The sequence below is a fragment of the Niallia sp. FSL W8-0951 genome, from assembly GCF_038006525.1.
Classification (GTDB): Bacteria; Bacillota; Bacilli; order Bacillales; family Cytobacillaceae; genus Niallia; species Niallia circulans.
This window is the reverse complement of sequence record NZ_JBBOVK010000004.1, coordinates 63288-86198: the sequence shown is the minus strand read 5'-3', so window position 1 is coordinate 86198 and position 22911 is coordinate 63288. Positions and strand designations below refer to the sequence as shown.

Here is a 22911-nt window from a genome sequence, read left to right as displayed (position 1 = left end):
ATTCATATTGCGTTGAATTTATCTTCAATGAAGCCATAAGAATTTATACAGGTAAAAATAGAAAATCCTTTGAAATCAATATAGCCAACTTTTAGTGGGTAACATTCTTACCTTTATCCATATAATATAATCATCTCCTTCCCACAAAAGGAGGCATTAAGATGAACAAAACAGATTATGATCGAGCCCTATACTATACTCATCGATCAGAGTGGGATAATCTTCTCATATTGATGGTAAGAACCCATGATAACTTTCTCTCAAAAAAAATTGAACAATTTCTGCATGCCTACAACTTTGAACATGATTATTCTGTCATAGAAAAACATTTATATTCCTTATTACGCTACATCGATCACGCCAACGATTTAGCCGAAGAAGAATGGATTCACACAACTACCATGTAATAGATAGAATCCCACCAAAAAACCACGACTCTTCTGTCGTGGTTTTTACCTTTTCATTCATATTACATCTATGATTGATTACTTTTTATATTCAATTCGGTATACATCAAAGCGTCTATCTTTTAATTGGCGGACTGTTCCTCTTTGTCGCTGTCTTCTTAGTATTTCTAAATCTACATCCCCGATCATAACCATTTCTATATTAGGGTTTGTTTCCCCAACAATCCCATCTCGGGCAAATTCAAAATCAGATGGCGCAAAGATAGCCGATTGGGCATATTGAATATCCATATTTTCTGTTTGCGGTAAATTCCCGACAGTCCCAGCAATCACCGTGTAAACCTGGTTTTCTACAGCTCGAGCTTGTGCACAATAGCGTACACGTAAATAGCCTTGACGATCTTCTGTACAAAACGGGGTAAAAATAATTTTTGCCCCCATATCTGTTGCAATCCGGGCTAGTTCTGGAAATTCAATATCATAGCAAATTTGAATCGCAATTTTCCCACAATCTGTATCAAAAACCCTAATGGCATCTCCTCGTCTTATTCCCCACCATTTCCGCTCATTCGGCGTTATATGTAATTTATATTGTTTTTCAATCGTACCATCACGTCTAAAAAGATAAGCAATATTATAAATTTCTTCATCATCTTCTTTTACAAAATGAGAACCACCGATAATATTAATATTATATCGAATCGCTAAATTAGTAAAAAGCTCAATATACTGCTCTGTGTATTCTGTAACCTTTCTAATAGCCGTACTTGGAACACGTTCATCCAAAAACGACATTAATTGCGATGTAAGCAATTCAGGGAACACAACAAAATCCGATTCCGCATTGGAAGCTACATCTGTATAATACTCTACTTGATTGGCAAAATCCTCAAAGCTCTTTATTTGTCTCATCTTATATTGAACAACGCAAATTCGCACAGGATAGCTGCTTTTGAAAAAACGTTTGGATTTTGGCATGTATTCCACATTGTTCCATTCCATAATCGTTGCATAGCTTTTCGACTGTGCATCATCTGGTAAGTAATTAGGGTTAATCCGCATTAACGTGAAACCATTTAGTAATTGAAAGGACAGTACTGGATCATATATTTTATGATGCAAAACTTCTTGAACATATTCTCTTGCTGTCATTTGATCTTCATATTTATAATAATTTGGAATTCTGCCGCCAATGATTATACTTTGTAAATTTAACTGACGCACTAACTCTTTTCTTGCTTCATAAAGACGATGTCCTATTTTCATTCTTCGGTATTCTGGATCTACCATGACTTCAATTCCATAAAGATTATAGCCATGGGGGTTATGATTTGTGATATATCCGCCGTCTGTCACTTCATCCCACGTATGGCGGGCATCATATTCGTCAAAATTTATAATTAAGCTAGAGCATGATCCAATAATTTCCCCATCATATTCTGCAACAAATTGTCCCTCTTGGAAAATCTCAATATGGCTTCTTAATTGATCCTTTGTCCAAGGATCCATGCCTGGAAAGCACTCCGCTTGAAGCTTCATGATTTTATCAATATCCTGGTATTCTGTGTTTCGGATAATGAGTTTTTTTTCAAATTTCGATAAATCCAATTTTGGCATATTATTTTACTCCCTTTATGTATGATCTTCTTAACCCATACTCTTACATTTTATTTACTATTTCTACATTTCCCCATTTTTTTTAGATATAATCTCTCTCCTTTTGGAATTCTAGTTTGTTTACATCAATTCCGTTTACCTTTATACTTTTTCTATAGTGAAAATATTCCTATCAATTTTTAGAATTCAATAAACACAATAAAGGAGAATCGTATGAAAGAAGAAACAAAGCAAAAGGACTCCCGGGAAAACATTTTATATTTAGCATGGATTGCAGCTGTCCTCAGTATGTTTGGCAGTCTCTACTTTTCCGAAATTAGAGACTTTATTCCATGCACTTTGTGTTGGTATCAGCGGATCTTAATGTACCCGTTTGTGATTATTTTAGGAATTGCGGTAATCCGAAAAGATTATAAAATCAGCTTTTATACCATGATTCTTTCTGGGATTGGCGCATGTATTTCCATTTATCACTACTCCATCCAAAAGTTAGCTAGCATCTTTGAAACATCATCAGCCTGCGGACCAGTTTCTTGCACAGGTGAATACATAAATTGGTTAGGATTTATCACGATCCCTTTTATGGCACTAATTGGATTTATTATTATCTTTACTTGCAGCATTATTATTTGGAAAAAAACAAAGGAGATGAATCAATGAAAAAAATTCTGTATTTTCTGGTCTTTATTATTATTTTATTTGCTGGGGTAGCTTTTCTATCTCATATGAAAAAGGAAAAAGCTGTGGAAGGCAATCTCTATAAGAAAGCAGATTTGAGGCCAGCTACAGTCGAATTATTAGATAATCCGAATTACCAAAATATCATCCTTCCTGATGAACTCGAGGAAAAATTAAAAACAGAGGAAGACGTGACAGTTTATTTCTTTAGCTCTGAATGTCAATATTGCTTAAAAACTACTCCTGAATTAATGCCGCTTGCAAAAGAATTAAATGTATCTATTGATCAATATAATTTATTGGAATTTCAAGAAGGCTGGGATAAATACAATATCGAATCAACTCCAACCATTGTTCAATACAAAAATGGAAAAGAAGTAAGCAGAACTATCGGCTACAACGAACCTGCAGTCTTTAAACAATGGCTCGAAAAATATAGTGTAAAAAAATAAAGTCGTTAAAAATTGTATCCAAAAAGGCCATCGTCTTTCAATTGACTGTGATGGCCTTTTGTCTTTCCTAAAAGAATAAGGAATAGGAAAATTAGAAAAAATTATAGTAAGTATGAATTGTTCGCCTCTGCATACATACTAAAATTCGCTTGATCGCAGGAATCCCCGTTGCTGCTGGATTTAAAATTATCTAAATCGAATGGAAAGAATATGTCCAATTCCTCGAGAATATGGACATTTTTTGCAAAAAGATGTTTATATTTATGCTTATTCTCTGGATCTTCCAATATATTCACAAGGGTTTGAAGACTGGCAATTACTTGATAAGCTGTTTTTAATGTGCTTAATAACTGTGCTTTTTCCGGAGTAATAGTTAGAACCTTTAAGCGCTCGAATTGATTAATTTCCTCATCTGAAAAATAGAAAGGAAAAACCTTTGAATAAAAGGTTTGAATCAACTCATCAATTCTTTCCTCTTGGGTTTGGGTTGATGCAAAAACGACTTTCATAAAACGAAACACCCTCTTTATTTCTATAAATTTACACAACCTATCTGTTACCCATAGTCTAACATATCCCTAAAAACCATTTCTGTGGTAATTAAAACCATGATATGATAACTAAGTTATATTTAAGACACTTTTATTATTCATTCTTATAAAAAACAAAGGAGATTTTATGTATGTTATTTGAAAGAAAGGGTGACTGGCTTTTCCTTAAAATCCCTTTACAATGGGAAGGATTATCAATTGAGGAGTTCTTTTCGCGAGTATTACTAGCTTCGAAAAAGCAGATTCATTTGTTTAAAATGGAGAAAAAAGTTCAATTAAATAACCAAAATGTACCATGGAATTCCCTACTTAAGCAGGAAGATATTTTAAAAATTAAGCTCTTTCAGCAGCAGCCAAATGACATTATTCCAACCTATATGGATCTCACTATTCTTTATGAAGATGATTTCCTTTTAGTCGTAAATAAACCTGATTCCATCGATACCCACCCTCATTCTTCTGAAGATACTTCTTCCTTATTAAATGGTGTGGCCTATTATTTATTATTAAGTGGAGAAGAAAGACAATTAAAGCATATCCACCGATTGGATCGGGATACTACCGGCTGTATACTTTTTGCTAAACACGATTTAGTTGCTAACATGCTTGATTATCTTTTAAGAGAAAGAAAAATTAAAAGAACGTATATCGCTCTTATTGAGGGATTTTTAGCACAGAAAAAAGGAACGATTAATAAGCCGATTGGGAAGGATCGACATCATGGCAGCCGTAGAAGAATTTCAGAGACAGGACAGCAGGCAATCACCCATTTTAAACGAATCAAGCGGCTGCCCTTCGATGATTTAACGCTTATCTCTTGTACTTTAGACACTGGCAGAACACATCAGATTAGAGTCCATTTAAGCTCCATAAATCATCCTCTTGCTGGAGACAAACTTTATGGCGGAAAACCTATGTTCCATCGACAAGCACTTCATGCGGCGAAAATCCAATTCACCCATCCTATCTCTCAGGAACAAATTACAGTCTTTGCTCCACCATTAGACACCCCGCCGATTTTCCCTGATGAAGATTGGGAATCGTTATTAAGTTGAAGGATATGTTTTCAACAAAAAAAAAGGAAATGGCTTAAAAAAGCTCATTTCCTTTTTTCTCTATCTTTATGTTGTTTTACGCATTCCACGCATAATCAAGCTTAGAATAAATACTAGCACGACAGCGCCGATAATGCTCGGAATAATGGCGAAATCAGCAATGGATGGACCCCAATCTCCTAAAATTAATGATCCTAACCAAGCTCCAACAAAACCGGCAATAATATTACCAATAACTCCGCCAGGAATATCCTTACCAGTAATTAATCCTGCTAACCATCCTATAATACCACCTATTATTAATGACCATAAAAATCCCATATTTAACACTCCTTTTCTTATAGTGTTGATAGTTTTCAATGAGATAGTGAAAAACATGCTGCAGCTATGATTTTCCCGTACGGTTTATTTTCACTATCTGCTTGTACTTATATTTACCACCCTTTGAGTCTTTTAAACATATCTATTACATTCATTGTTTTAAAAAGATTCATTCAAGTGCTTCCTAACAAAAAATCTGCGCCTAATTAATTAGGCGCAGACCTTTTGTTTGTTCCGTTTTATAGTCCTTAAATTTATTAAAATAATAATTTATCTGGATTACTGCCAAGTCTTTCATTCATATTTAAGCGATCGATTTGATCCATTTCCACTAAGCTTAGTTGAAAATCAAATATCTCTGCATTTTCTTTGATTCTTTCTGGATGAACAGACTTTGGAATAATAATATTTCCATGTTGCAGATGCCAGCGCAAAATAACTTGAACAGGAGTTTTTTCATGTTTTTTTGCAATATAATTAAGTGTCGGTTCATTTACTAACCGACCTTTGGCAATTGGCGACCATGCTTCCACTTTTATATCTTTCTTCTTACAATATTCTCTTACGCTCTCTTGGGAAAGTCTTGGATGTAATTCGATCTGGTTAACAGTTGGCTTCTCATTTGCATTAGCAAGTAAATGATCTAAATGATGTTCATGAAAATTACTTACACCAATTGCTCTAACTAATCCTTCTTCATATAATTTCTCAAGTGCTTTCCATGTTTCCACATATTTATCTTTTCCCGGCCAATGAATTAAATATAAATCTAGGTAGTCTAAATCTAATTTTTTCAAACTCGTTTCAAATGCTCTTAAAGTGGAATCAAATCCTTGATCATCATTCCATACTTTAGTAGTAACAAATACCTCCTGTCTTTGGATAGCGCTTTCTTTTATCGCTCTGCCTACTCCTTCTTCATTCTTATAAATGGCAGCAGTATCAATAGAACGATAACCAAGATCCAAAGCAGTTTTTACTGTATGGAAAACGGTGTCTCCCTCTTCTACTTTAAAAACACCAATTCCTAATTGTGGTATTTCTACTCCATTATGCAGCTTCACTTTCTGTTCGATGCTATTGACCAAACAAAACACCTCCAAAAATCAGAATTATCCATATAATAACACTTATTGGAATACTTCTCTATAAATATGAATTAATCCTTTTAAAAAATCGCCTGCTTCCTAATATATTTTTATTTTAAAATAAATAGAACGATTTTCTCCCACCATTTCCATGGCACAATATGCTTAAAAAGAATTGTACCTTTTGTTCCTTTTCCGACTATATAACGCAGTCTTGGATGCTTTTTCTTTGCGATGGAAACTATCTTTTCAGCCACTACCCTTGGATCTCCATTTTTTTTACTGCTATTATGTAAATATGTATCGAGCTGTTTCATATAAGAAGAATAAGGAGAAGAAGGCAAGGTAGATTTTTCAGCAATTTGCTTCCCTGTTGTCCAAATATTTGTTTGAAAAGAACCAGGCTCTACCAGAACGACTGGAATAGAAAAAGGAGCTAACTCTAATCTTAGGGCCTCACTCCATCCTTCTAATGCAAATTTAGAGGAAACATATGGAGATAGGCCTGGAAATCCAATTTCGCCACTTATGCTGCTTATATTAATAATCATTCCTCTCCGCTGCATCCTCATAAGCGGAAGAATAGATTGCGTTACACGAATGGCTCCCAAAAAATTTGTATCCATCTGTCGTTGATATTCACCGATCGATATCTCCTCTGAAAAACCCGCTCCCGCATAGCCAGCGTTATTTATCAGTAAGTCAACTTGGCCTATTTTCTGTACATATAAACTTAAGTTTTCTACAGATTGGTCTGAAGTAATATCTAAAGAAACTATGTCTATATTAGAAATTATCCCCATTCTTGTTGCTTCCTCTACTAATTGCCCACTTTTATTCGTATCTCTCATCGATGCTATAACTGTATAGTTCGCTTTTGCAAATTCTAGTGTCATCCATTTCCCAAATCCACTATTCGCTCCAGTTATTAGTACTACTTTTTTTTCCACTTTTCCCCCTTTTCCTGCCACATATTATTCATATTCCCTTCTTAACATGGACATTATATTGATTGGTTGTTCGTGTTAACACTTCTCGTTGTAATTCTTCTATTCTTAAAGCCTTTTGATTGTATAGAGTGGATTGGGCATAATCTCCCCCACCTAATAAGAAATCTGCTTTCTTCTCGATAATCATATTGTTCGTTCCTTAAGTCCATTGTAATATATAGAACTAGTTTATGGGATCCTGTTCTCTTCCCATAAGCCAACTTTCTCCAATAAAAATTTCATCCATTAACAGTGGCTCTCCCTTCTTTTTTGGACATTCTACTCTTACTTTATTATCATAAATAGAATTGGACACAATATAGGATGGAGATATGGAAAAACACTCCATTCCCTGGAGAAAAATATTAAATCCGTGCAAATATTGTAAAAAAGTAATGTAGTTTTCTTAAAACTTTGTAAAGCAAATATTAAGTTTTTGTAAATTTCGTTTCAAAATACTATGCTATTCGACAACTTTCCTATAAAATATGTAAGGCTTAGTCATAATTTGTTATATATTAATGGAGGTAACCATAATGGTTTTTAAAAAACAAGATAAGTTTGCTGTTATGTTAAAAAATATTGCTTCAAATTTAAAAGAAGGAGCAGACTTTTTTGCTGACTATAAACTAACAAATGTTAGCGATTTAAAAACTTTTTCTGAAACAATGAAGGAAATTGAAACAAAAGGTGATACATATGTTCATGAAGTTATCACAGAATTAAATAAAGCCTTTATTACGCCGATTGAAAGAGAAGACATTCTAGCTCTTACAATGAGTATGGATGATGTTTTAGACGGTCTTGAGAGTACTTCTGCACTTTTCGAAATGTACAATATCATTAGTGCAGATGAATATATGCTTCGTTTTGTGGAAGAAATCAAAAACTGTGCAGTAGAAATTGATAAAGCAGTAGATCTGCTTACAACTAAAAAATTACCTAAAATTAGAGAGTATGCAATTAGAATTAAAGATCACGAATCAAAATGTGATGGCATTTTACGTCAATCGATTAAAAACCTTTTCTCTGTAGAAAAAGATCCGATTCGTATTATCCAATATAAAGAAGTGTATGAAAATCTTGAGGATATCGCTGATTACTGTCAAAGTGTTGCCAACACACTTGAAAGTATCATTATGAAGAACGCATAAGGAGTCTTTTTCCAATGAATACATTATTAATACTTACAATTTTAATCGTTGTCTTTGCCCTAGCATTTGATTTTATTAATGGCTTTCATGACACAGCCAATTCCATTGCTACTGCAGTATCAACAAAAGCACTAAAACCGAAGCATGCCATTATTATGGCAGCATGTATGAACTTTATTGGTGCGATGACCTTTACTGGTGTGGCAAAGACAATTACAAAAGGAATCGTAGATCCTTTTCAATTAACAAATGGTTCTCTCGTTATCCTTGCAGCATTGATTTCTGCTATCATCTGGAATTTAGTCACTTGGTATTTTGGAATTCCAAGTAGTTCTTCCCATGCAATTATTGGATCAATCGCTGGAGCAGCAATTGCTTCTTCTGGTTTCTCCTCTCTTAATTACACTGGGTTTATTAAAATCATTGAGGCATTGATTCTTTCGCCTATCATCGCTTTTATTGTTGGATTTACCATTTACTCCATTTTTAAATTCTTTTTTAGGGATTTAAATTTAACAAAAACAAATAGACGTTTCCGCTATTTCCAAATATTCACTGCAGCATTGCAGTCTTATACGCATGGTACAAATGATGCTCAAAAAGCCATGGGGATTATTACGATGGCTTTATTAGCTAATAATTATGTTTCAACAAGCGAGGTGCCATTTTGGGTACAATTTGCCTGTGCTACTGCAATGGGACTAGGGACTTCTGTAGGTGGTTGGAGAATTATCAAAACCGTTGGTGGAAATATTATGAAAATTCGACCAGTAAATGGGGTAGCTGCTGATTTATCAGGAGCTATGATCATTTTCGGATCCACCTTAATTCACCTTCCAGTTAGTACAACCCATGTTATCTCTTCTTCTATTCTCGGTGTTGGTTCTGCACATCGTTTAAAAGGAGTTAAATGGGGAACAGCACAACGAATGATTATTACCTGGGTTATTACATTGCCAATTTCAGCAAGTATCGCTGCAATTTGTTACTATATCCTGCATTTCTTTTTTTAAGTAGAAGGATTATCATATACGGCTTAATAAATAAGGCCATAAGAAAAACATCTTCACCCAATTGGGTAAAGATGTTTTTCTTATTTTAAAGGGTAGCCAATCTTTTTTTAACGCTGTTTTCGTTAAGATTGTTGTTTTTAGGTGAAAATTCCTGATTTCCTATTTTTCTGTTAAAATAAGGATATATCTAATACGAAATAGAGAATAGAATGGGGTTGATTATATTGAAATTGCTATTAACCTCTAACGGTTTTTACAATGATGCTATTAAAGAGCAATTTTTAAAACTCATTAACGGCGAACCAAACGAACTGGACGTTGCTATTATCACAACTGCATCGCCGCAAAAGGATAAAAATAGATTTGCTCAGAAGGCGAAAGAGGACTTTAAGGATATGGGGTTTCAAAACATAGATTTCATTGATATAGAGTTTGATAACCCGAAAAGTCTTGCACATAAAGATGTCATATACATCAATGGTGGAAATCCATTTAACTTATTATTCCATACTAAACAGAGTGGGGCAGATAGTATCCTACGAGAGTTAGTTACCAAAAATGTTGTTATTGTAGGTGTAAGTGCTGGTGCTGTTATACTTGGTCCAAACATTAAAGTCGTTCATTTCTTCACACCGCAAATGAATGCACTAAATACTAAGGATTTTTCTGCATTAGACCTAACGGACAAACTTGTTTTTCCTCACTATGACCGAGAAGATTTGTTCAAGGATAGTACAAGCAAGACAATTGAAGATAGACTAAAAGAATTTGAAATCCTTGAAGGATGCGAAGTTACGAGATTAAAGGATGATGAATATATCACAGTAGAAAAGTAATTTATTGACCTCGAATTAGAGGTCTTTTATTATGCACTTCTTCTAAACATCTCAACTGTCGTATAGTTTGATTTATGGACAGCACTAAATAAAAGTTGCTTCACTCGTTCTTTGCGAGCCACCTTTGTGCTTTGTTCAAGGTATCTGAACCAAAACAGGTAGTTATCAAGATATTTGGTTGCCACACCTTGAAAACGGTCCATAAATTGTTTTAGTCGTTTGTGATAAGCATTAACGTGTTGAATATGGAAGATAGATTTTTTCACATAAATCCCTTTCCGCAAATTCACCATTTCGTGCTGTAATCCCTTATCTTCGGCAAACTTTTTATAGTTCGTAGCTGCATCTGAACATAACAAAGCAGAGGTGTCGATAAAGGCACCTAATACCTTATCTATATCTGTTGATTTAATACACCCTTTTCCAGCCATTTGAGAGATGACTTGTCCATTTCGATCTTGTGCTACAAGAACACAGACCTGTTCCTTTGAGATACCTCGTTTTGTTGCGACACCGCCACGCTTACGAGGGTTTCTATGAGTAATAGACTTCTTCCCTTTGTCACTTTCCAAGAAAAAGGTTTCATCGCTTTCAACAATCCCTTTTAAAGTTTGATTACCTAATGAACGGAGAGCATTCAAGATTTTATGTCGCCAGTAAAAAGCCGTAGAAATATGGATTTCTAAAGTATCAGAGATTTTAGGTAGCGTATAGCCTTCTACCATCATTTCAAAATATTTAACCCATTTATGAGGGTATCGAGAACCTGCCAACGGAGTATTGGTCATATCGTTAAAGGTCTTCCCACAGTCCTTGCACAAATATCGTTGCCTCGCACGATATTTGCCATTCTTCTTGACCGATACGCTTCCACAAAGGAGGCAAGCCAAACCGCCAGAAAAACGAGTTTCACGAATATCTTTTAGCATCTTCGCAATATCTTCTCGTTCTTCAGGGAATAAGTCTTGTTTCATTGCTTCGTAGCTTTTTGTGTGTATTTTATGATGAGCTTGTGCACATTCTTTGGTTGAACACCACTTTTTCTTACAGCCGAGCGCATTCTGGCTTTCCTTCCCTTTATGAACACCGCTTTTCCTTGCAGCAAATAAATGCTCGCAATCTTCTGTTACTTAATTTCGCTAAATCACCAGTTTATAGAATTTAATAGCAAAAATAGTACTTTTACCTATCTTACTTCTAACTTCAATAGCCCACTTGCTCGATCAATTTTCATCCTCCTAAGTTCAATTATGTTCTTCTATGTTTATACTCTTACACATATGTATAAGAAGAATGGACAAGGAATAGATAGGATGATGTTTAATGATAGAAAAAATAGCGGCGATATTTGTCGGGAGCTTATTAATAGGCATGGGGGTAAATGGATTTTTAGTCCCTCATCATCTGTTAGATGGGGGCATAATTGGAATCGGCCTTATTTTGCACTATCACTACGAGGTTCCGACAGGTCTGTCTATGATTCTTTTAAGCATTCCCTTATATATACTGGTGTGGTTTTATAATAGGGAGTACTTTTTTTATGGCATAATTGGCTTCCTTGCTTCTTCCATCTCAATTGATTTCCTATCTTTTTTACGTGATTTATTTTCATTGAAACTTGTATTAAGTGCGATTTTGGGTGGAGTGATTATCGGCGTAGGGATTGGCCTCATGCTTCGATTTGAGACCAGCACTGGAGGGACGGATCTCCTTGCCCAAGTCCTGTCAAAGATACTTTCTATTCAGGTAGGTCTCATCATTTTTCTAATAGATGGAATCGTTTTAGCCAGCGGCTATAAAATAATTGGGCTGACAACTTTTTCAGCTTCTTTCTTAACTATTTTCTGTGTGGCTGTGTTTACGACTTTATTATCCAAAAACTCCCCTATAAGGAAGGAGAGGTAGCTATTACCTCTCCTTCCACTTGACTTTAAATGCGACTTTTCACTCTTTATCTTGTTCTGGTATCAATACTTGGCCCACTTTCCCCATCTTTAATAAGGTTTGCATAATCGTTTTAGAAAGTTGGCTAGTTTGGTATGGTTTTACGAGATAATCCATCGCTCCTCGTGATAATCCCTTTTCTTTTTCATCTAATGCAGATGATACGATAACCGGAATATTTCTGAGTTTTTCTGATTCTTTGATATGATTCAAGATTCTCCAACCATCAAAATTTTCATCTTCGAGCATGATATCAAGCACCACTGCATCTGTCGGGAGCTTTTCTAACATTTGCATTGCCTCTTGACCATTTTTATAATACACAACTTGGAAGCCGTTATCTTGCAATTCATGAACAATTAATTCTCCCAGGCTAATATCATCTTCTATCACCATGATCGAGTAAGTTTGCTTATTTTCTATAGATACTTCTTCAGAAGCCTCCATTTTATGGACAAGGGGGAAAATAAGTGTAAACGTACTTCCCTTCCCATAATCTGATTCTACTGCCACTTGGCCATCATGGGCAATCATGATTTCTTGAACAATAGACAGTCCAAGGCCCGTACCACCAATCTTTCTTCGGTCCGTATTATCTACTCGATAAAACTTAGTAAATAATTTACTGATCTCCGCTTTTGGGATTCCTAGGCCTTCATCTTTAAACGATACTCGCAGCTGCCCGTTCTCTTTATAAATATTAATCTCTATTGTCCCTCCATCGGGGGAATACTTAATAGCATTACTTAGAAGATTCGCCAGCACTTGTTCAATCTTCGCTTTATCACCAATAATCATGGTTTCCTCTATCAACTGATTTATTTCGATTCGATGAGAACTAGTATTAATGGATAGTTTTTCCTTGACTCTCTCTACTATTGGCATTAAATCAATGTACTTCTTCTCATAGGTTTGCTTTCCTGCTTCCATTCGTTGAATATCTAGGAAATCATTTATTAAGGAGGTCAGCCTCTTTGCTTCACCATATATTGTTTGTAAGTACTTTTTCTGCTTTTCCACTTTTAATTCTCGATTTATCATTAATTCTGTAAATCCAAGTATGCTTGCTAACGGTGTTCGCAGCTCATGACTCACTGTGCTTACGAACTCAGACTTCATTCTATCCACTTCATATTCTTTTGTTATATCCCTATAAACAAGGATGGTGCCGAACTTAGTGTTTCCTCTATAAAGTTCCTCCGCATAGATATTAATTACTCGTCCATCTTTCATAAAGGCACTATAGGAATCCGTCTGTTTTTCCTTAATGGATGCTTCTATATATTGAAGCAACCCTTCTTCATCCATAAAATGAGCTGTTAATGGCTGCTTCCATTCATCCCATCTACAGCCAGGATAAAATATTGTTTCCTTTGTGTCCCCAATCATTTCTTCAAGCTTTTCATTCACGAATATTATTTCACCTATTCCACATACTACCTGAATACCCTCTTGAATGGTATTTAAGATATCGTAGTTTAATACACGATCATTTTCTGTTTGCTCAAATAATTCAATTTTATCTAAAGAAATACTTATTTGTTTTGCCAACGCAATAAATTCTTCCTTATCAAACACCGAGTAAGGATCGCTAAAACGACTCAGCATCATCACTGCTGTTATTTCATCATCCGAATTATAGACAGGAATATACAAATCATGTGTAAATCCTTTTTCAAGGTGATAGCCTTTTTCGGCCAATACCATTTCTCTTGAAATAATAAATGGGTCTTTCTCTTTTTTTAGTCGATCGAGCATTCCTTGCCATACATAATTTTTAAATTGCTCTGCTCCTTCTTCGACAATTCCGTAGGATGCATATGCTTGATCCTTTAATAGTAAGATAATTCCTCTGTCTGCCTGTAGAATTGCTGCTAGATGGGTAATAATACTCTCTAATACTTCATTTTTATCTAATGAATTCGAAATGCTATTAATTAATTCATTTCTTCGCCTTAATGATTCCCTATTTGCTCTAACTGTCTCTAAGACCTCTTCTAATTCTATTTGTTGTGCATGCAGTTCATCCTGCTGTGCAAGTAATTCCTCATTTTGCGCCAATAAGTTTTGTTCTTTATCTTGAACACTTTGATACATTTGATAAAAAGCAGCAGAGAGTTTCCCTATCTCATCAGCTCGCTTGGTGTCTATCTTTATCTGTGCATCATTTCCTTTCGCAATTTCATTTGCCGCAACTGATAAATCGGCTAACGGTTTGCCAATTTTTTTTAATCCAGCCCGCCCTATAAAATAAATAACCATCATAATGAAAATAATATAGACAAGAAAGCTGATTTGAAAAATGATGATATTTTTATCTAGTTCATTTACCAAATTATTCAGTTCATTCGTCATCGATTGTAAATAGTTATGTAACGAACCCTTTATATGACTAATTCGATCTGCTCCCCCATCATCTGAGAGTTTCACCACTTTGTCGATTTCTCCTTCATCAAAGTAGTTTAATGCTTTGGGGAGGATATCCTGAAAATAATAAGAATGAAAATTTGCTATCTCTTCTACTAACACTGCATCTTCATCTGTTGTAGCAACAGCTTTTAGCTGTTGAATCAATTCATTTGTCTTGGCATCCATTTTTAAAGCGGATGAACGCATATCGGGATTATTAAACGCGAAGTATCCTCTTGCTTCTGATAAAGCATTTTCTAGCATATCTTGTAATTCTCTAGTGATTGATATTTTTTCAAGGATCACTTCCCTTTCTTCTGCATAGCGATCATTCAATTGCTTTTGACTGAGTGCAAGGAAGGCACAGCCCATAAGGAAAAGCAAACTAAAAAAAAACAGTAAAGCTACAAACTGTCTTGATATGCTTTTACCAAAATAATCTTTAATTTTCATTCAATATTTCTCCTACTTTGTCTAATAAAGCAAGCGGGCTAAATGGCTTTGCCATAAAATAATCTGCTCCTGCTCCCATAATTTCATGTTGCTCACTCGCTTGGCTTTTGGCAGAGAGCATCATAATTTTAAGATGCTCTCTCTCTTTATCTGCTCTTACTTTTTCAATGACTTCTAAGCCGGTCATAATTGGCATCATATAATCAAGGATTAGTAAATCATATTGGTTCTCTTGAATTAACTGAAATGCTTCTTCTCCATCTTGTGCTTCATCCACGATGTACTCATCTTCCAATGTATCAACTATCAACATTCTTAATACTTCTTCATCTTCTGCTAATAAAATTCTTTTCACCATTTAATCCCCCAAATTTATTTCTAAAAAGGCATCCTTTAAGTGGTAATACGATGCCCTTAGCCGTTCATGGTAAGCTGGCATCTCCCATTCGTCCCACGTGTACCATTTAGCATCAGCAGCTAGGATTTCATTATATCTATTAAGCTTAGGGAAGGAAGAGATTATTTCCTCCTCTTTTTCCATTACCGCTGCTATTTGGATTCCCTTAGCCTGTACACTTTCCTCTAATCCCTTTTGCCATAAATCAGCCATTATCTCTTTCCGGCTCGGGTCTTTCATATTCAACAAGGCCCAAGGTATCCGGACTTCAATCGTTTTTTTATCTTTGCTCACGCTTATATCGGTTAAGCTATTAAATTCTTTACTAGCAGGATTTCCATTGCCAAATAGAAGATGTCCAGTTACATAAGATTGAAATGGAATTTTAGTATCTGGGAGCTCTAATTTCTTATTTAAGGTCAGTCGAATAGGATGAAATACTCCATTATCCTTTTTCTTTGCATAAGCTTCTTCTTTGATCATATGCAAAATGGATCCATAATGATAATGGAAGGAATCATAATAACTATCAACTAATATTTGCGAATTGTGTTCATTCGCTATTTTAACAAGAAAGTCAACGCCAAACGTTGATTTAATTGTTTTGTTTTTAAGTGCAATTGTTTTTTGGCCTTGCTTCTCAATGGTATTAAACAATAGATAGGTTGTATCTGTTTGTAAGTCTATTGGCTGGTGATAATCAATTCTCAAGTTGACCTGCTGTTCATCACTTGTTACATATATAGACTCTATTCCTTTTTGTTCCCTTCTATCTTCATACAAAGGAGAAATGCCGAGTTTTTCCCAGTCCTTTTTCTTTCCATCTATATAAATGGGCGACTCATATTTTCCAGGATCAAAGCTGAGTAAGCCAAAATGCTGTTCATTTGTTTGTAGATTGGACCAATATGGTCTTCTATCAGGATTATCATAATCCATCGTATTCCATGTTCGCTTGAACCATTCATCCTGCCAAGCAAATAGTAGCCCACCTGCATAATTTTCATCGACAATCATTTGAAACATTTCTTTATCGAAATTTCCTTGTTCTTGTTCGGAAAGAAACCCTTGTGTCATTCCATTTACATTCTCATGCGTTTTTCCTCTCGATGCGGGTACACCAAATTCAGCAATTAGAACTGGCATATCATGTGCTTCTCTTAACTCCTGTAAATAAGCTCCATAATTACTCTGCTTCCCTTGTTTATTTATATAGCCTTTATATGCAGGCTCATAGTTTAAGAAATCTGGATAATACGGATAGACATGATAGGAAGCAAGGAATCCCGCATGAAAATTCTCTGTCGTCTTTATATGATTGGGATTTACGATGGCCATATCTTCTTTTGGATCCGGCTCATAACGATGTTTAAGCAAGTCCGTTGTTACCCAATTGGTAAAGCTCATTGTATGCTGCCAGTCATATTTATCAACCTCATATTTCACTGTTTCATCCATCTTCTGTGCAAGCCAACTTTCAAAAGGAGAAGCATCTTTTGTTTCAAAGTAAGTGCCATCATATGAAGCTATGCTTTTATGTTTCTCATTTGTGTTCTGTACTACCTCTGGATCCCATTCGATTCCGATCATAATGCCCAATACATATTTTGATATATCATATGTATACTCGCCGGAAGCATGGCCAGGGGCAGCAGCTATAGATGCATTCCCATGAATGATATCTATCATATTCTTCAATTCTCGATTAAAATCATTATCCACTTCATTCGCGTAAGCATCCTGTTTTTCTAGGAGAGTCTCTTCATTAATCCATGCACCATGAAAAAGATATAAAGGTTCCTCTGCCAACTGATTATACTCATACAATGCTTGATAGAAAGCGGGCGGATGCAAGGTATACACTCTAATCGCATTTGCATGCATAGCGCCAATATCTTTAAACCAGCGTAAATATTCATCCTTCGTTATGGCCGTTTCTCCTGGAAAAGTTCCTGGCTTTGCTATCCCCATATTAACTCCTTTAACAAGGAGATTTGTCCACTTATTGTCTTTCAACACCTGAATATACGTATCATCTGTTTTCGTATTTATCTTCAAATGATTCACAGTTGTTGTTTCCACATTACTTGCATGATCAGCGGAATGTAAACCATTCTTTAGAATCCCTTTCATAATAGGTACATAACTGTTCCAATAAAAGGAATGGCGATAAGTAATAGATCTTTTCCACGTATCAAACCCGACTGTTTTATAAAGTGCTGGTACCTCTGCTTCATCTGCATAGTCACCTGCAAAATAATAAGACGTGTATTGTTTATTCTTGTATTGAATGACTGCTGGAAACTGACTAGGTAAGCCATATTCGGTTAAGACTGCTTTCCCTTTTTCATTTACTGGAAGTGTATACGTAGCAAGAATATCGGTCTCATCCTTTGCAGCAACTATATCAAACCAATAACCATAATTCGATTTAATAGGCTGATTGAACAAATCCTTTCCTTTATCAGTAGTCGAAAATTGAAGGGCTCCGCTAACAAGCTCTTGATCTGACAATACAATTAGATGATCATCGCTATTAATCAAGATTAACCCTGATCCTTTAAATGACCACTTGTGATCATAGATTTGTTCATATCTTTCTTTGACCCATATAGGAACTTCATTGCTTTCCATGTCAGAAAAATATCTTCCTATCCATCCACTCCATGAAAGATGGAGAAGATTTGTTATTTTTTCGCGGGCTTGATCACTAGTTGGAGCTGCAAAGGTATTAAATTCAGCAATTAATGTTTTATTGGTGTTTTGAAACAAAGCTGACTCTACCCTTTCAACATCTTCTAACGCTAATCCGCCTTCCATCTGCTTCGAAACTTTCTCAACGCTATTCATTCTGGAAGCTTCTTCCTTATCTACTCCATATTGATCTGTCATATAGATCACATCATAGGAGGATAAATCTTTTGGCAGATGAGTTAATTGCTTGTGTTTTTCTTTCAAAGGATTAACTCCTACATAATCACGTTCTTTGCTATAAGGAGCTTGATTGCTTTTTACATATTTCTGATTATTCAACACCCATATTAATCCCGCATGTTCCTGATAGGAAGAATCCGGCACTGTTTTATCCATAATTAAGACATTTAATTCCTTTGAATGCTTTAACTGCCAAAGCCAAAAAGGACTTGTTAAAAGTCCTACACCAAAGAGAATAAGTAAAAAGAAAATAATCGATTTATTCCATTTCATTCGGATACTCCTTTACGGCTCATTTCTCCCCAACTTTTATCGCTTCTTATTAATTGCCAAATGCCTTCACATCGCCAAAAAACAGTTAACGGGCGGTACCAAAAAGATTCTGTCAGCGAATAGAAGAACAAAGAAATGATGTGGGAAACTTTCGGATATTTGCGCAAACTCCATTCTTCTAATAACACTGCTGCCATTGAAAAAATAGAGCCATAAATACAGGACAGTAATAAAATTAAGATGGCAAATTCTAAATATACTCCACCAAAAAACAAAGCAATAATCGTATAAACATATCCTAAAAATTCGACAATAGGGCCCAAAAATTCAATTAGCCAGAAGTATGGAAAAGATATTAGTCCGATATTTCCATATTTCGGGTTAAAGGTTAGCTTTCTATGATTCCATAGACTTTCATATAATCCCCGATGCCACCTTCTTCGCTGTCTTCTTAAAAACGTTATTTCTTCCGGAACTTCTGTCCAGCAAACTGGGTCTGGAACATAAACGATTTTCTTTTTTTCCTTTGTCTCTTTTAATAATCGATGGATTCGCACTACGAGCTCCATATCTTCGCCGACTGTATTCGTTTGATAGCCCCCAGCCTTTAGGACCCATTTTTTTGAAAAAACACCAAAAGCCCCAGAAATAATTAATAATAAATTATGTCTGCTTAATCCAATTCTCCCCATCAAAAAAGCTCTCAAATATTCGATTATTTGCATAATAACCAAGGGATTGCGAGACAATCCTATCTCGAGAACTTGTCCGTTTTTTATCTTACATCCATTAGCAATACGAATACTTCCACTTGAGGCTATCACTTCTTCATCACTATCCATAATAGGCTTCATTACCTTTAAAAAGGCATCTCTTTCTAAGACCGAATCACCATCTAATGAACAAATATAAGGAAAATGAGAAAAGTTCAGTCCTGCATTTAAAGCATCTGCTTTTCCGCCATTTTCTTTATCGATTAAATATAATTTAGGGAGCAGCTTCGATTGATAAATGCCTTTAATAGGCTTTGTCGTAAGTTGTTTCCTGACAACCTTTTCTATATGAACCATCTCATATTGTTCTATCATTTTCTGCAGCGTATAGTCCTTTGATCCATCATTGACAACAATGATTTCAAATTGAGGATAATTAATGCTCAACAAGGACCGTACACTTGGAATGATCCCAGCTTCTTCATTATAAGCTGGAACAATGATAGATACTGGTTTCGTATACCATTCATTTGAAACATCATCAAATGTATCTTCTCTATTTAATTTATATTCCTTTCGTAGCTGAAGCATGGAAATGAAAAGAATAACAGAATAAAACAATATAATAATTATCATATAAACAGCAATAAACGTGGCAAAGATTTGTACAGCAATTGACCACCATTGATAAACCATGCTAATAAACTCCTTTATTTAACCATTCTCTGGCCATATCCTTGGCAAACTTATCCTCTGATTGGTTAACGACTTCAAATAAAACTTCTCTGCCTTTTTTAAAGCTTATGATGGATTCAGCTGCTTGAGATCGCACCCACCAAGAAGAATCATGAAGAAGCTTTACTAACAAAGGAATATATTTATCGAGGCTACTACTCGTTCCTAATAGTTTGGCAACCATCATTCTCTCCTGCCAAACTTCAGAATCTGCCAAGAAAACGTAATCTTCTATATTTCTCACATAGCCAATTGAAGCTATTGCCTTCAAAGCTCTTAATCTGACCTCTTCCTCATACTTCGCGAAAACACTCTCTATAAATTGGACGTACTCTACCTTCTTTTTCATGCTTATTACGTCTAAGATTGCTAATTGTAACGCTTCTCGACAATAATAAAAAGGCTGAATAAACTTCCTAAAACTCTCAGGCTTTAAACGCAGCAGTATACTTCGGTAATTCTTTTCCGTAAGTTCTTCATCCTTATTTATGAGGCTCCAAATGTTTTCAGATTGAAAGGCAGCTAAAATCCGATAAATCTGGATTTTCTCTTCTTTATGACAATTTCTTTTGGATAATCGACTAATCACCTGGTGTTCGATTTCCTTCATATGAAAACCTTCTATTTTATATAGGACATTCATCCGTTTACTCCAATATCTAGACTTTATTTCTTTCCTATATTTATCTATCAAGTAAAACTCAGCAAGTTCAAGCAGCCGTTCTTCCTCCTGTTCTCCCTCTATTCTCTCAGAAAAATCAGTGAGAACCTGTTCTATTGCCTGCTTGTCTATTCTTGTTTGCTTTATATCCTTCAATCTTTCCTTTCCCTCCCGAAGATAGGAAAAGATTGGTCCAATCAGCTGTTTTTTTCGCTCATTAATTTGGTTATCTTGTCTATTCTCTATTATTTTTCTAATGACTAAATAAGTTAATAAGCATAATAGCGTAGCAAATAGGATAATACTAATTATTTGTAATACTCTTATCTCTTGTTCCAAATTAAATCATCCTCATAATTAACCTTGTTATTCTTGCCTGTAACTCTTTAATACTGAATGGTTTTGTAACATAATCATCTGCACCTAACCGTAATGCTTCAGCAATATCATGTTCACTTTTTCTGCCAGTCAACATTAAAATATGAGCATTATGCTGATAAGACGTCTTTTTAACAATTTGCAGGAGCTCGAGTCCATCCATTACAGGCATCATTCCATCCAAGATGAGAAAATGCATCCCATTCTCTTTTAATCGCTTGGATTCTAAAAATTGCATCCCATCTTCATATTCTGCGACATTTATGGTAAGGTTATTTATTTCGATGGAATCCAATATATTTTTTAAAATAGAACGAATGAAGGAATCATCATCAACAATCGAAATATTTAATAATTTTTTATTTGATGCTTCCTTCCTTTTATTAGCGCTTCGAATACAAGCACGTCCATCTTCCTTGGCTAAATAAAGCGCCTCATCTGCCTTCTCAATTGCTTTATTTAATGGTATGTCATTTGAAGTGACTTCAAATACACCAGCAGAAAAGGTCAAAGAAAATTTGCCACCATTTTCTTCGAATTCTATTCCTGAAAAACGCTTAAGCATCCTGTTTAATACATCGATAACTTCAGATTCTCCCGCTCGTTGAAAAAGAATGACAAACTCTTCGCCACCAAAACGAAAAAGTGTATCTGTGGTTCTAATATTTGTTTTCAAGAATTGGGCAAAAGCTTTTAATACCTTATCGCCTACAACGTGACCATATGTATCATTGACTCGTTTAAAATAATCAATATCTACAATAGCAATGGTACCAGAAGTTTTGGTCCGAGCTGTATCACTAATAAAACGAGTATAAGAATCCTTTAAAAACTTGCGATTATATACTTCTGTTAATTCATCAATTAATACAGACTGGTCAAAGATTTTCTTTCGCTCGATATGTCTCTCAATTCGAATCAGAAATTCTTCTATATCAAGCGGCTTTTCCATATAATCATCTGCGCCCTTCTTATATGCAGCTATTCTCTTTTCTCTTGAATTATCAATACTACATATAACCTTTGGAACAAATGAGTGCTTCGTATGCATCTGAATATCATCTAGGATATCTAAACCGGTTTTAAATGGCAGGTTCATATCAATAATGATACAATCTGGCTGCATACTGTAAAATTGCTCAATCGCATTCTCCGCATTAGAATTTGCTATTACCATCCAGCCTTTACGCTCCATCATTTCCTTTAAGAAAATCAATAAAGAAACATCGTCATCAATTAGCTGAATAAGCGGTACTTCAATATCTCTAAAGTCAGGAATTTTATTAATATCTTCGTGAAAATGCTCGTACTCTTCACAAATATCAAGTAATTCACTTAAAAAATTCTTTAGCTCGGATTGTGCCCAGTCTCCTTCTCTTTCTTCCACCTTTGTCATTAATCCCGAAACTAAATGAAATAACAAATCCAAATCTAATGTACCAGAAGTGCCTTTAATCGCATGCAATAACCTATAAACTTCCTCATTTTTAATGATCTCTGCTGCTTGTTTATTTAACAATTCATTTAACTGCTGTGTCATTCTTGTAATAAATATTGCCTTATATTTATCCAACACTATAAATCCTCCCGACTACTTTAACCAAATCATTAAGACTGTTTTGATATTTTTCCCGACATATAAAAATTAATCATAAACATTTCATCCTAAATATTAGGAAAACCAAAAGACTGCGCACAAAAAAACAGACCAAAAAACTGGTCTGATTACTACAATAAATATAACATTTCGATAGATGTGTATAATTAAATTACATTTTTCTTCATTATTAATTTTTTCTTTTATATTATATAAAAAGAAAACAAAATATAATAGAGAAACATTTCCTAATTTT

Annotated in this window: 21 protein-coding genes; 8 read left to right on the top strand and 13 right to left on the bottom strand. The window is 35.0% G+C overall.

Translation table 11 applies throughout. The features are described from left to right. Window positions 1-161 precede the first annotated feature (161 nt). Window positions 162-407, top strand: coding sequence for a YhdB family protein (locus tag NSS71_RS24870; protein WP_061797721.1), 246 nt, complete (start codon window positions 162-164; stop codon window positions 405-407). A gap of 78 nt (window positions 408-485) precedes the next feature. On the opposite strand, the gene NSS71_RS24865 is transcribed toward NSS71_RS24870, so the two are convergent. Beyond that, a complete protein-coding gene (locus NSS71_RS24865) occupies window positions 486-2024 on the bottom strand; it encodes a bifunctional GNAT family N-acetyltransferase/carbon-nitrogen hydrolase family protein (protein WP_095258745.1) in 1539 nt (512 codons plus the stop codon). 213 nt (window positions 2025-2237) lie between these two features. Between NSS71_RS24865 and NSS71_RS24860 the strand changes: the two genes are divergently transcribed. Continuing rightward, window positions 2238-2684, top strand: a complete 447-nt coding sequence (locus NSS71_RS24860) for a disulfide oxidoreductase (protein WP_095258744.1) — start codon at window positions 2238-2240, stop codon at window positions 2682-2684. Next, entirely contained in the window at window positions 2681-3154 is a 474-nt protein-coding gene (locus NSS71_RS24855) for a thioredoxin family protein (protein WP_341152136.1), read from the top strand. Before NSS71_RS24860 ends, NSS71_RS24855 begins: the two co-directional genes overlap by 4 nt. 101 nt (window positions 3155-3255) lie before the next feature. On the opposite strand, the gene NSS71_RS24850 is transcribed toward NSS71_RS24855, so the two are convergent. Next, on the bottom strand, window positions 3256-3663 hold the full coding sequence (locus tag NSS71_RS24850) for a DUF5365 family protein (protein ID WP_144581069.1): 408 nt from the start codon (window positions 3661-3663) through the stop codon (window positions 3256-3258). A 173-nt stretch (window positions 3664-3836) separates the two neighbouring features. Here NSS71_RS24850 and NSS71_RS24845 point away from each other — a divergent pair, with 173 nt between their 5' ends. Further along, window positions 3837-4760: an RluA family pseudouridine synthase gene (locus tag NSS71_RS24845; protein WP_061797734.1), complete on the top strand. Its 924-nt coding sequence runs from the start codon at window positions 3837-3839 to the stop codon at window positions 4758-4760. Window positions 4761-4826: 66 nt separating this feature from the next. Here NSS71_RS24845 and NSS71_RS24840 read toward each other — a convergent pair whose 3' ends face one another. From NSS71_RS24840 to NSS71_RS24825, 4 genes are all read right to left on the bottom strand, one after another. After that, on the bottom strand, window positions 4827-5081 hold the full coding sequence (locus NSS71_RS24840; RefSeq protein ID WP_061797736.1) for a GlsB/YeaQ/YmgE family stress response membrane protein: 255 nt from the start codon (window positions 5079-5081) through the stop codon (window positions 4827-4829). A gap of 257 nt (window positions 5082-5338) precedes the next feature. Beyond that, window positions 5339-6169 (bottom strand): aldo/keto reductase, encoded by an 831-nt coding sequence (locus NSS71_RS24835; RefSeq protein WP_341152135.1) that lies wholly within the window; start codon window positions 6167-6169, stop codon window positions 5339-5341. Window positions 6170-6279: 110 nt separating this feature from the next. Continuing rightward, window positions 6280-7119 carry an SDR family oxidoreductase gene (locus NSS71_RS24830; RefSeq protein WP_047942883.1) on the bottom strand — a complete coding sequence of 280 codons (840 nt, stop codon included), beginning with the start codon at window positions 7117-7119 and terminating at the stop codon, window positions 6280-6282. A gap of 28 nt (window positions 7120-7147) precedes the next feature. Then, window positions 7148-7306: a hypothetical protein gene (locus NSS71_RS24825; RefSeq protein WP_161798399.1), complete on the bottom strand. Its 159-nt coding sequence runs from the start codon at window positions 7304-7306 to the stop codon at window positions 7148-7150. Window positions 7307-7694: 388 nt separating this feature from the next. Between NSS71_RS24825 and NSS71_RS24820 the strand changes: the two genes are divergently transcribed. The 3 genes from NSS71_RS24820 to NSS71_RS24810 all read left to right on the top strand — a co-directional run bounded on the left by NSS71_RS24820 (window position 7695) and on the right by NSS71_RS24810 (window position 10161). After that, complete coding sequence (locus NSS71_RS24820; protein WP_047942753.1) at window positions 7695-8312, top strand: DUF47 domain-containing protein; 618 nt, start codon at window positions 7695-7697, stop codon at window positions 8310-8312. A 14-nt stretch (window positions 8313-8326) separates the two neighbouring features. After that, the gene (locus NSS71_RS24815) at window positions 8327-9325 is read left to right on the top strand and encodes an inorganic phosphate transporter (protein ID WP_047942755.1); all 999 of its coding nucleotides are present in this window, start codon (window positions 8327-8329) and stop codon (window positions 9323-9325) included. 224 nt (window positions 9326-9549) lie between these two features. Next, window positions 9550-10161 carry a Type 1 glutamine amidotransferase-like domain-containing protein gene (locus tag NSS71_RS24810; protein ID WP_341152134.1) on the top strand — a complete coding sequence of 204 codons (612 nt, stop codon included), beginning with the start codon at window positions 9550-9552 and terminating at the stop codon, window positions 10159-10161. A gap of 29 nt (window positions 10162-10190) precedes the next feature. Here the strand turns inward: NSS71_RS24810 and NSS71_RS24805 are convergent, their stop codons facing one another. After that, on the bottom strand, window positions 10191-11159 hold the full coding sequence (locus NSS71_RS24805; protein ID WP_341152155.1) for an IS1595 family transposase: 969 nt from the start codon (window positions 11157-11159) through the stop codon (window positions 10191-10193). A gap of 325 nt (window positions 11160-11484) precedes the next feature. On the opposite strand from NSS71_RS24805, the gene NSS71_RS24800 reads away from it, so the two are divergent. Beyond that, window positions 11485-12066, top strand: a complete 582-nt coding sequence (locus NSS71_RS24800; RefSeq protein WP_095258741.1) for a YitT family protein — start codon at window positions 11485-11487, stop codon at window positions 12064-12066. A gap of 39 nt (window positions 12067-12105) precedes the next feature. Here the strand turns inward: NSS71_RS24800 and NSS71_RS24795 are convergent, their stop codons facing one another. The 6 genes from NSS71_RS24795 to NSS71_RS24770 are packed head-to-tail and all read right to left on the bottom strand — an operon-like array spanning window position 12106 to window position 22634. Then, window positions 12106-14967 (bottom strand): ATP-binding protein, encoded by a 2862-nt coding sequence (locus NSS71_RS24795; RefSeq protein ID WP_341152133.1) that lies wholly within the window; start codon window positions 14965-14967, stop codon window positions 12106-12108. Beyond that, complete coding sequence (locus tag NSS71_RS24790) at window positions 14957-15322, bottom strand: response regulator transcription factor (protein ID WP_095320217.1); 366 nt, start codon at window positions 15320-15322, stop codon at window positions 14957-14959. The genes NSS71_RS24795 and NSS71_RS24790 overlap by 11 nt, the downstream gene beginning before the upstream one ends. Before the next feature lie 3 nt (window positions 15323-15325). Then, complete coding sequence (locus NSS71_RS24785) at window positions 15326-18571, bottom strand: hypothetical protein (RefSeq protein ID WP_341152132.1); 3246 nt, start codon at window positions 18569-18571, stop codon at window positions 15326-15328. Next, window positions 18568-19980: a glycosyltransferase family 2 protein gene (locus NSS71_RS24780; RefSeq protein WP_341152131.1), complete on the bottom strand. Its 1413-nt coding sequence runs from the start codon at window positions 19978-19980 to the stop codon at window positions 18568-18570. Before NSS71_RS24780 ends, NSS71_RS24785 begins: the two co-directional genes overlap by 4 nt. Before the next feature lies 1 nt (window position 19981). Then, the gene (locus NSS71_RS24775) at window positions 19982-21019 is read right to left on the bottom strand and encodes a HEAT repeat domain-containing protein (RefSeq protein WP_341152130.1); all 1038 of its coding nucleotides are present in this window, start codon (window positions 21017-21019) and stop codon (window positions 19982-19984) included. A 1-nt stretch (window position 21020) separates the two neighbouring features. Beyond that, window positions 21021-22634 (bottom strand): response regulator, encoded by a 1614-nt coding sequence (locus tag NSS71_RS24770; RefSeq protein ID WP_341152129.1) that lies wholly within the window; start codon window positions 22632-22634, stop codon window positions 21021-21023. Between the last annotated feature and the right edge of the window lie 277 nt (window positions 22635-22911).

Excerpts from the sequence above, each read along its gene's own strand:
- NSS71_RS24870 (WP_061797721.1), top strand. The coding sequence starts at position 162 with ATGAACAAAACAGATTATGATCGAGCCCTATACTATACTCATCGATCA.
- NSS71_RS24865 (WP_095258745.1), bottom strand. The coding sequence starts at position 2,024 with ATGCCAAAATTGGATTTATCGAAATTTGAAAAAAAACTCATTATCCGA.
- NSS71_RS24860 (WP_095258744.1), top strand. The coding sequence starts at position 2,238 with ATGAAAGAAGAAACAAAGCAAAAGGACTCCCGGGAAAACATTTTATAT.
- NSS71_RS24855 (WP_341152136.1), top strand. The coding sequence starts at position 2,681 with ATGAAAAAAATTCTGTATTTTCTGGTCTTTATTATTATTTTATTTGCT.
- NSS71_RS24850 (WP_144581069.1), bottom strand. The coding sequence starts at position 3,663 with ATGAAAGTCGTTTTTGCATCAACCCAAACCCAAGAGGAAAGAATTGAT.
- NSS71_RS24845 (WP_061797734.1), top strand. The coding sequence starts at position 3,837 with ATGTTATTTGAAAGAAAGGGTGACTGGCTTTTCCTTAAAATCCCTTTA.
- NSS71_RS24840 (WP_061797736.1), bottom strand. The coding sequence starts at position 5,081 with ATGGGATTTTTATGGTCATTAATAATAGGTGGTATTATAGGATGGTTA.
- NSS71_RS24825 (WP_161798399.1), bottom strand. The coding sequence starts at position 7,306 with ATGATTATCGAGAAGAAAGCAGATTTCTTATTAGGTGGGGGAGATTAT.
- NSS71_RS24820 (WP_047942753.1), top strand. The coding sequence starts at position 7,695 with ATGGTTTTTAAAAAACAAGATAAGTTTGCTGTTATGTTAAAAAATATT.
- NSS71_RS24815 (WP_047942755.1), top strand. The coding sequence starts at position 8,327 with ATGAATACATTATTAATACTTACAATTTTAATCGTTGTCTTTGCCCTA.
- NSS71_RS24800 (WP_095258741.1), top strand. The coding sequence starts at position 11,485 with ATGATAGAAAAAATAGCGGCGATATTTGTCGGGAGCTTATTAATAGGC.
- NSS71_RS24795 (WP_341152133.1), bottom strand. The coding sequence starts at position 14,967 with ATGAAAATTAAAGATTATTTTGGTAAAAGCATATCAAGACAGTTTGTA.
- NSS71_RS24785 (WP_341152132.1), bottom strand. The coding sequence starts at position 18,571 with ATGAAATGGAATAAATCGATTATTTTCTTTTTACTTATTCTCTTTGGT.
- NSS71_RS24780 (WP_341152131.1), bottom strand. The coding sequence starts at position 19,980 with ATGGTTTATCAATGGTGGTCAATTGCTGTACAAATCTTTGCCACGTTT.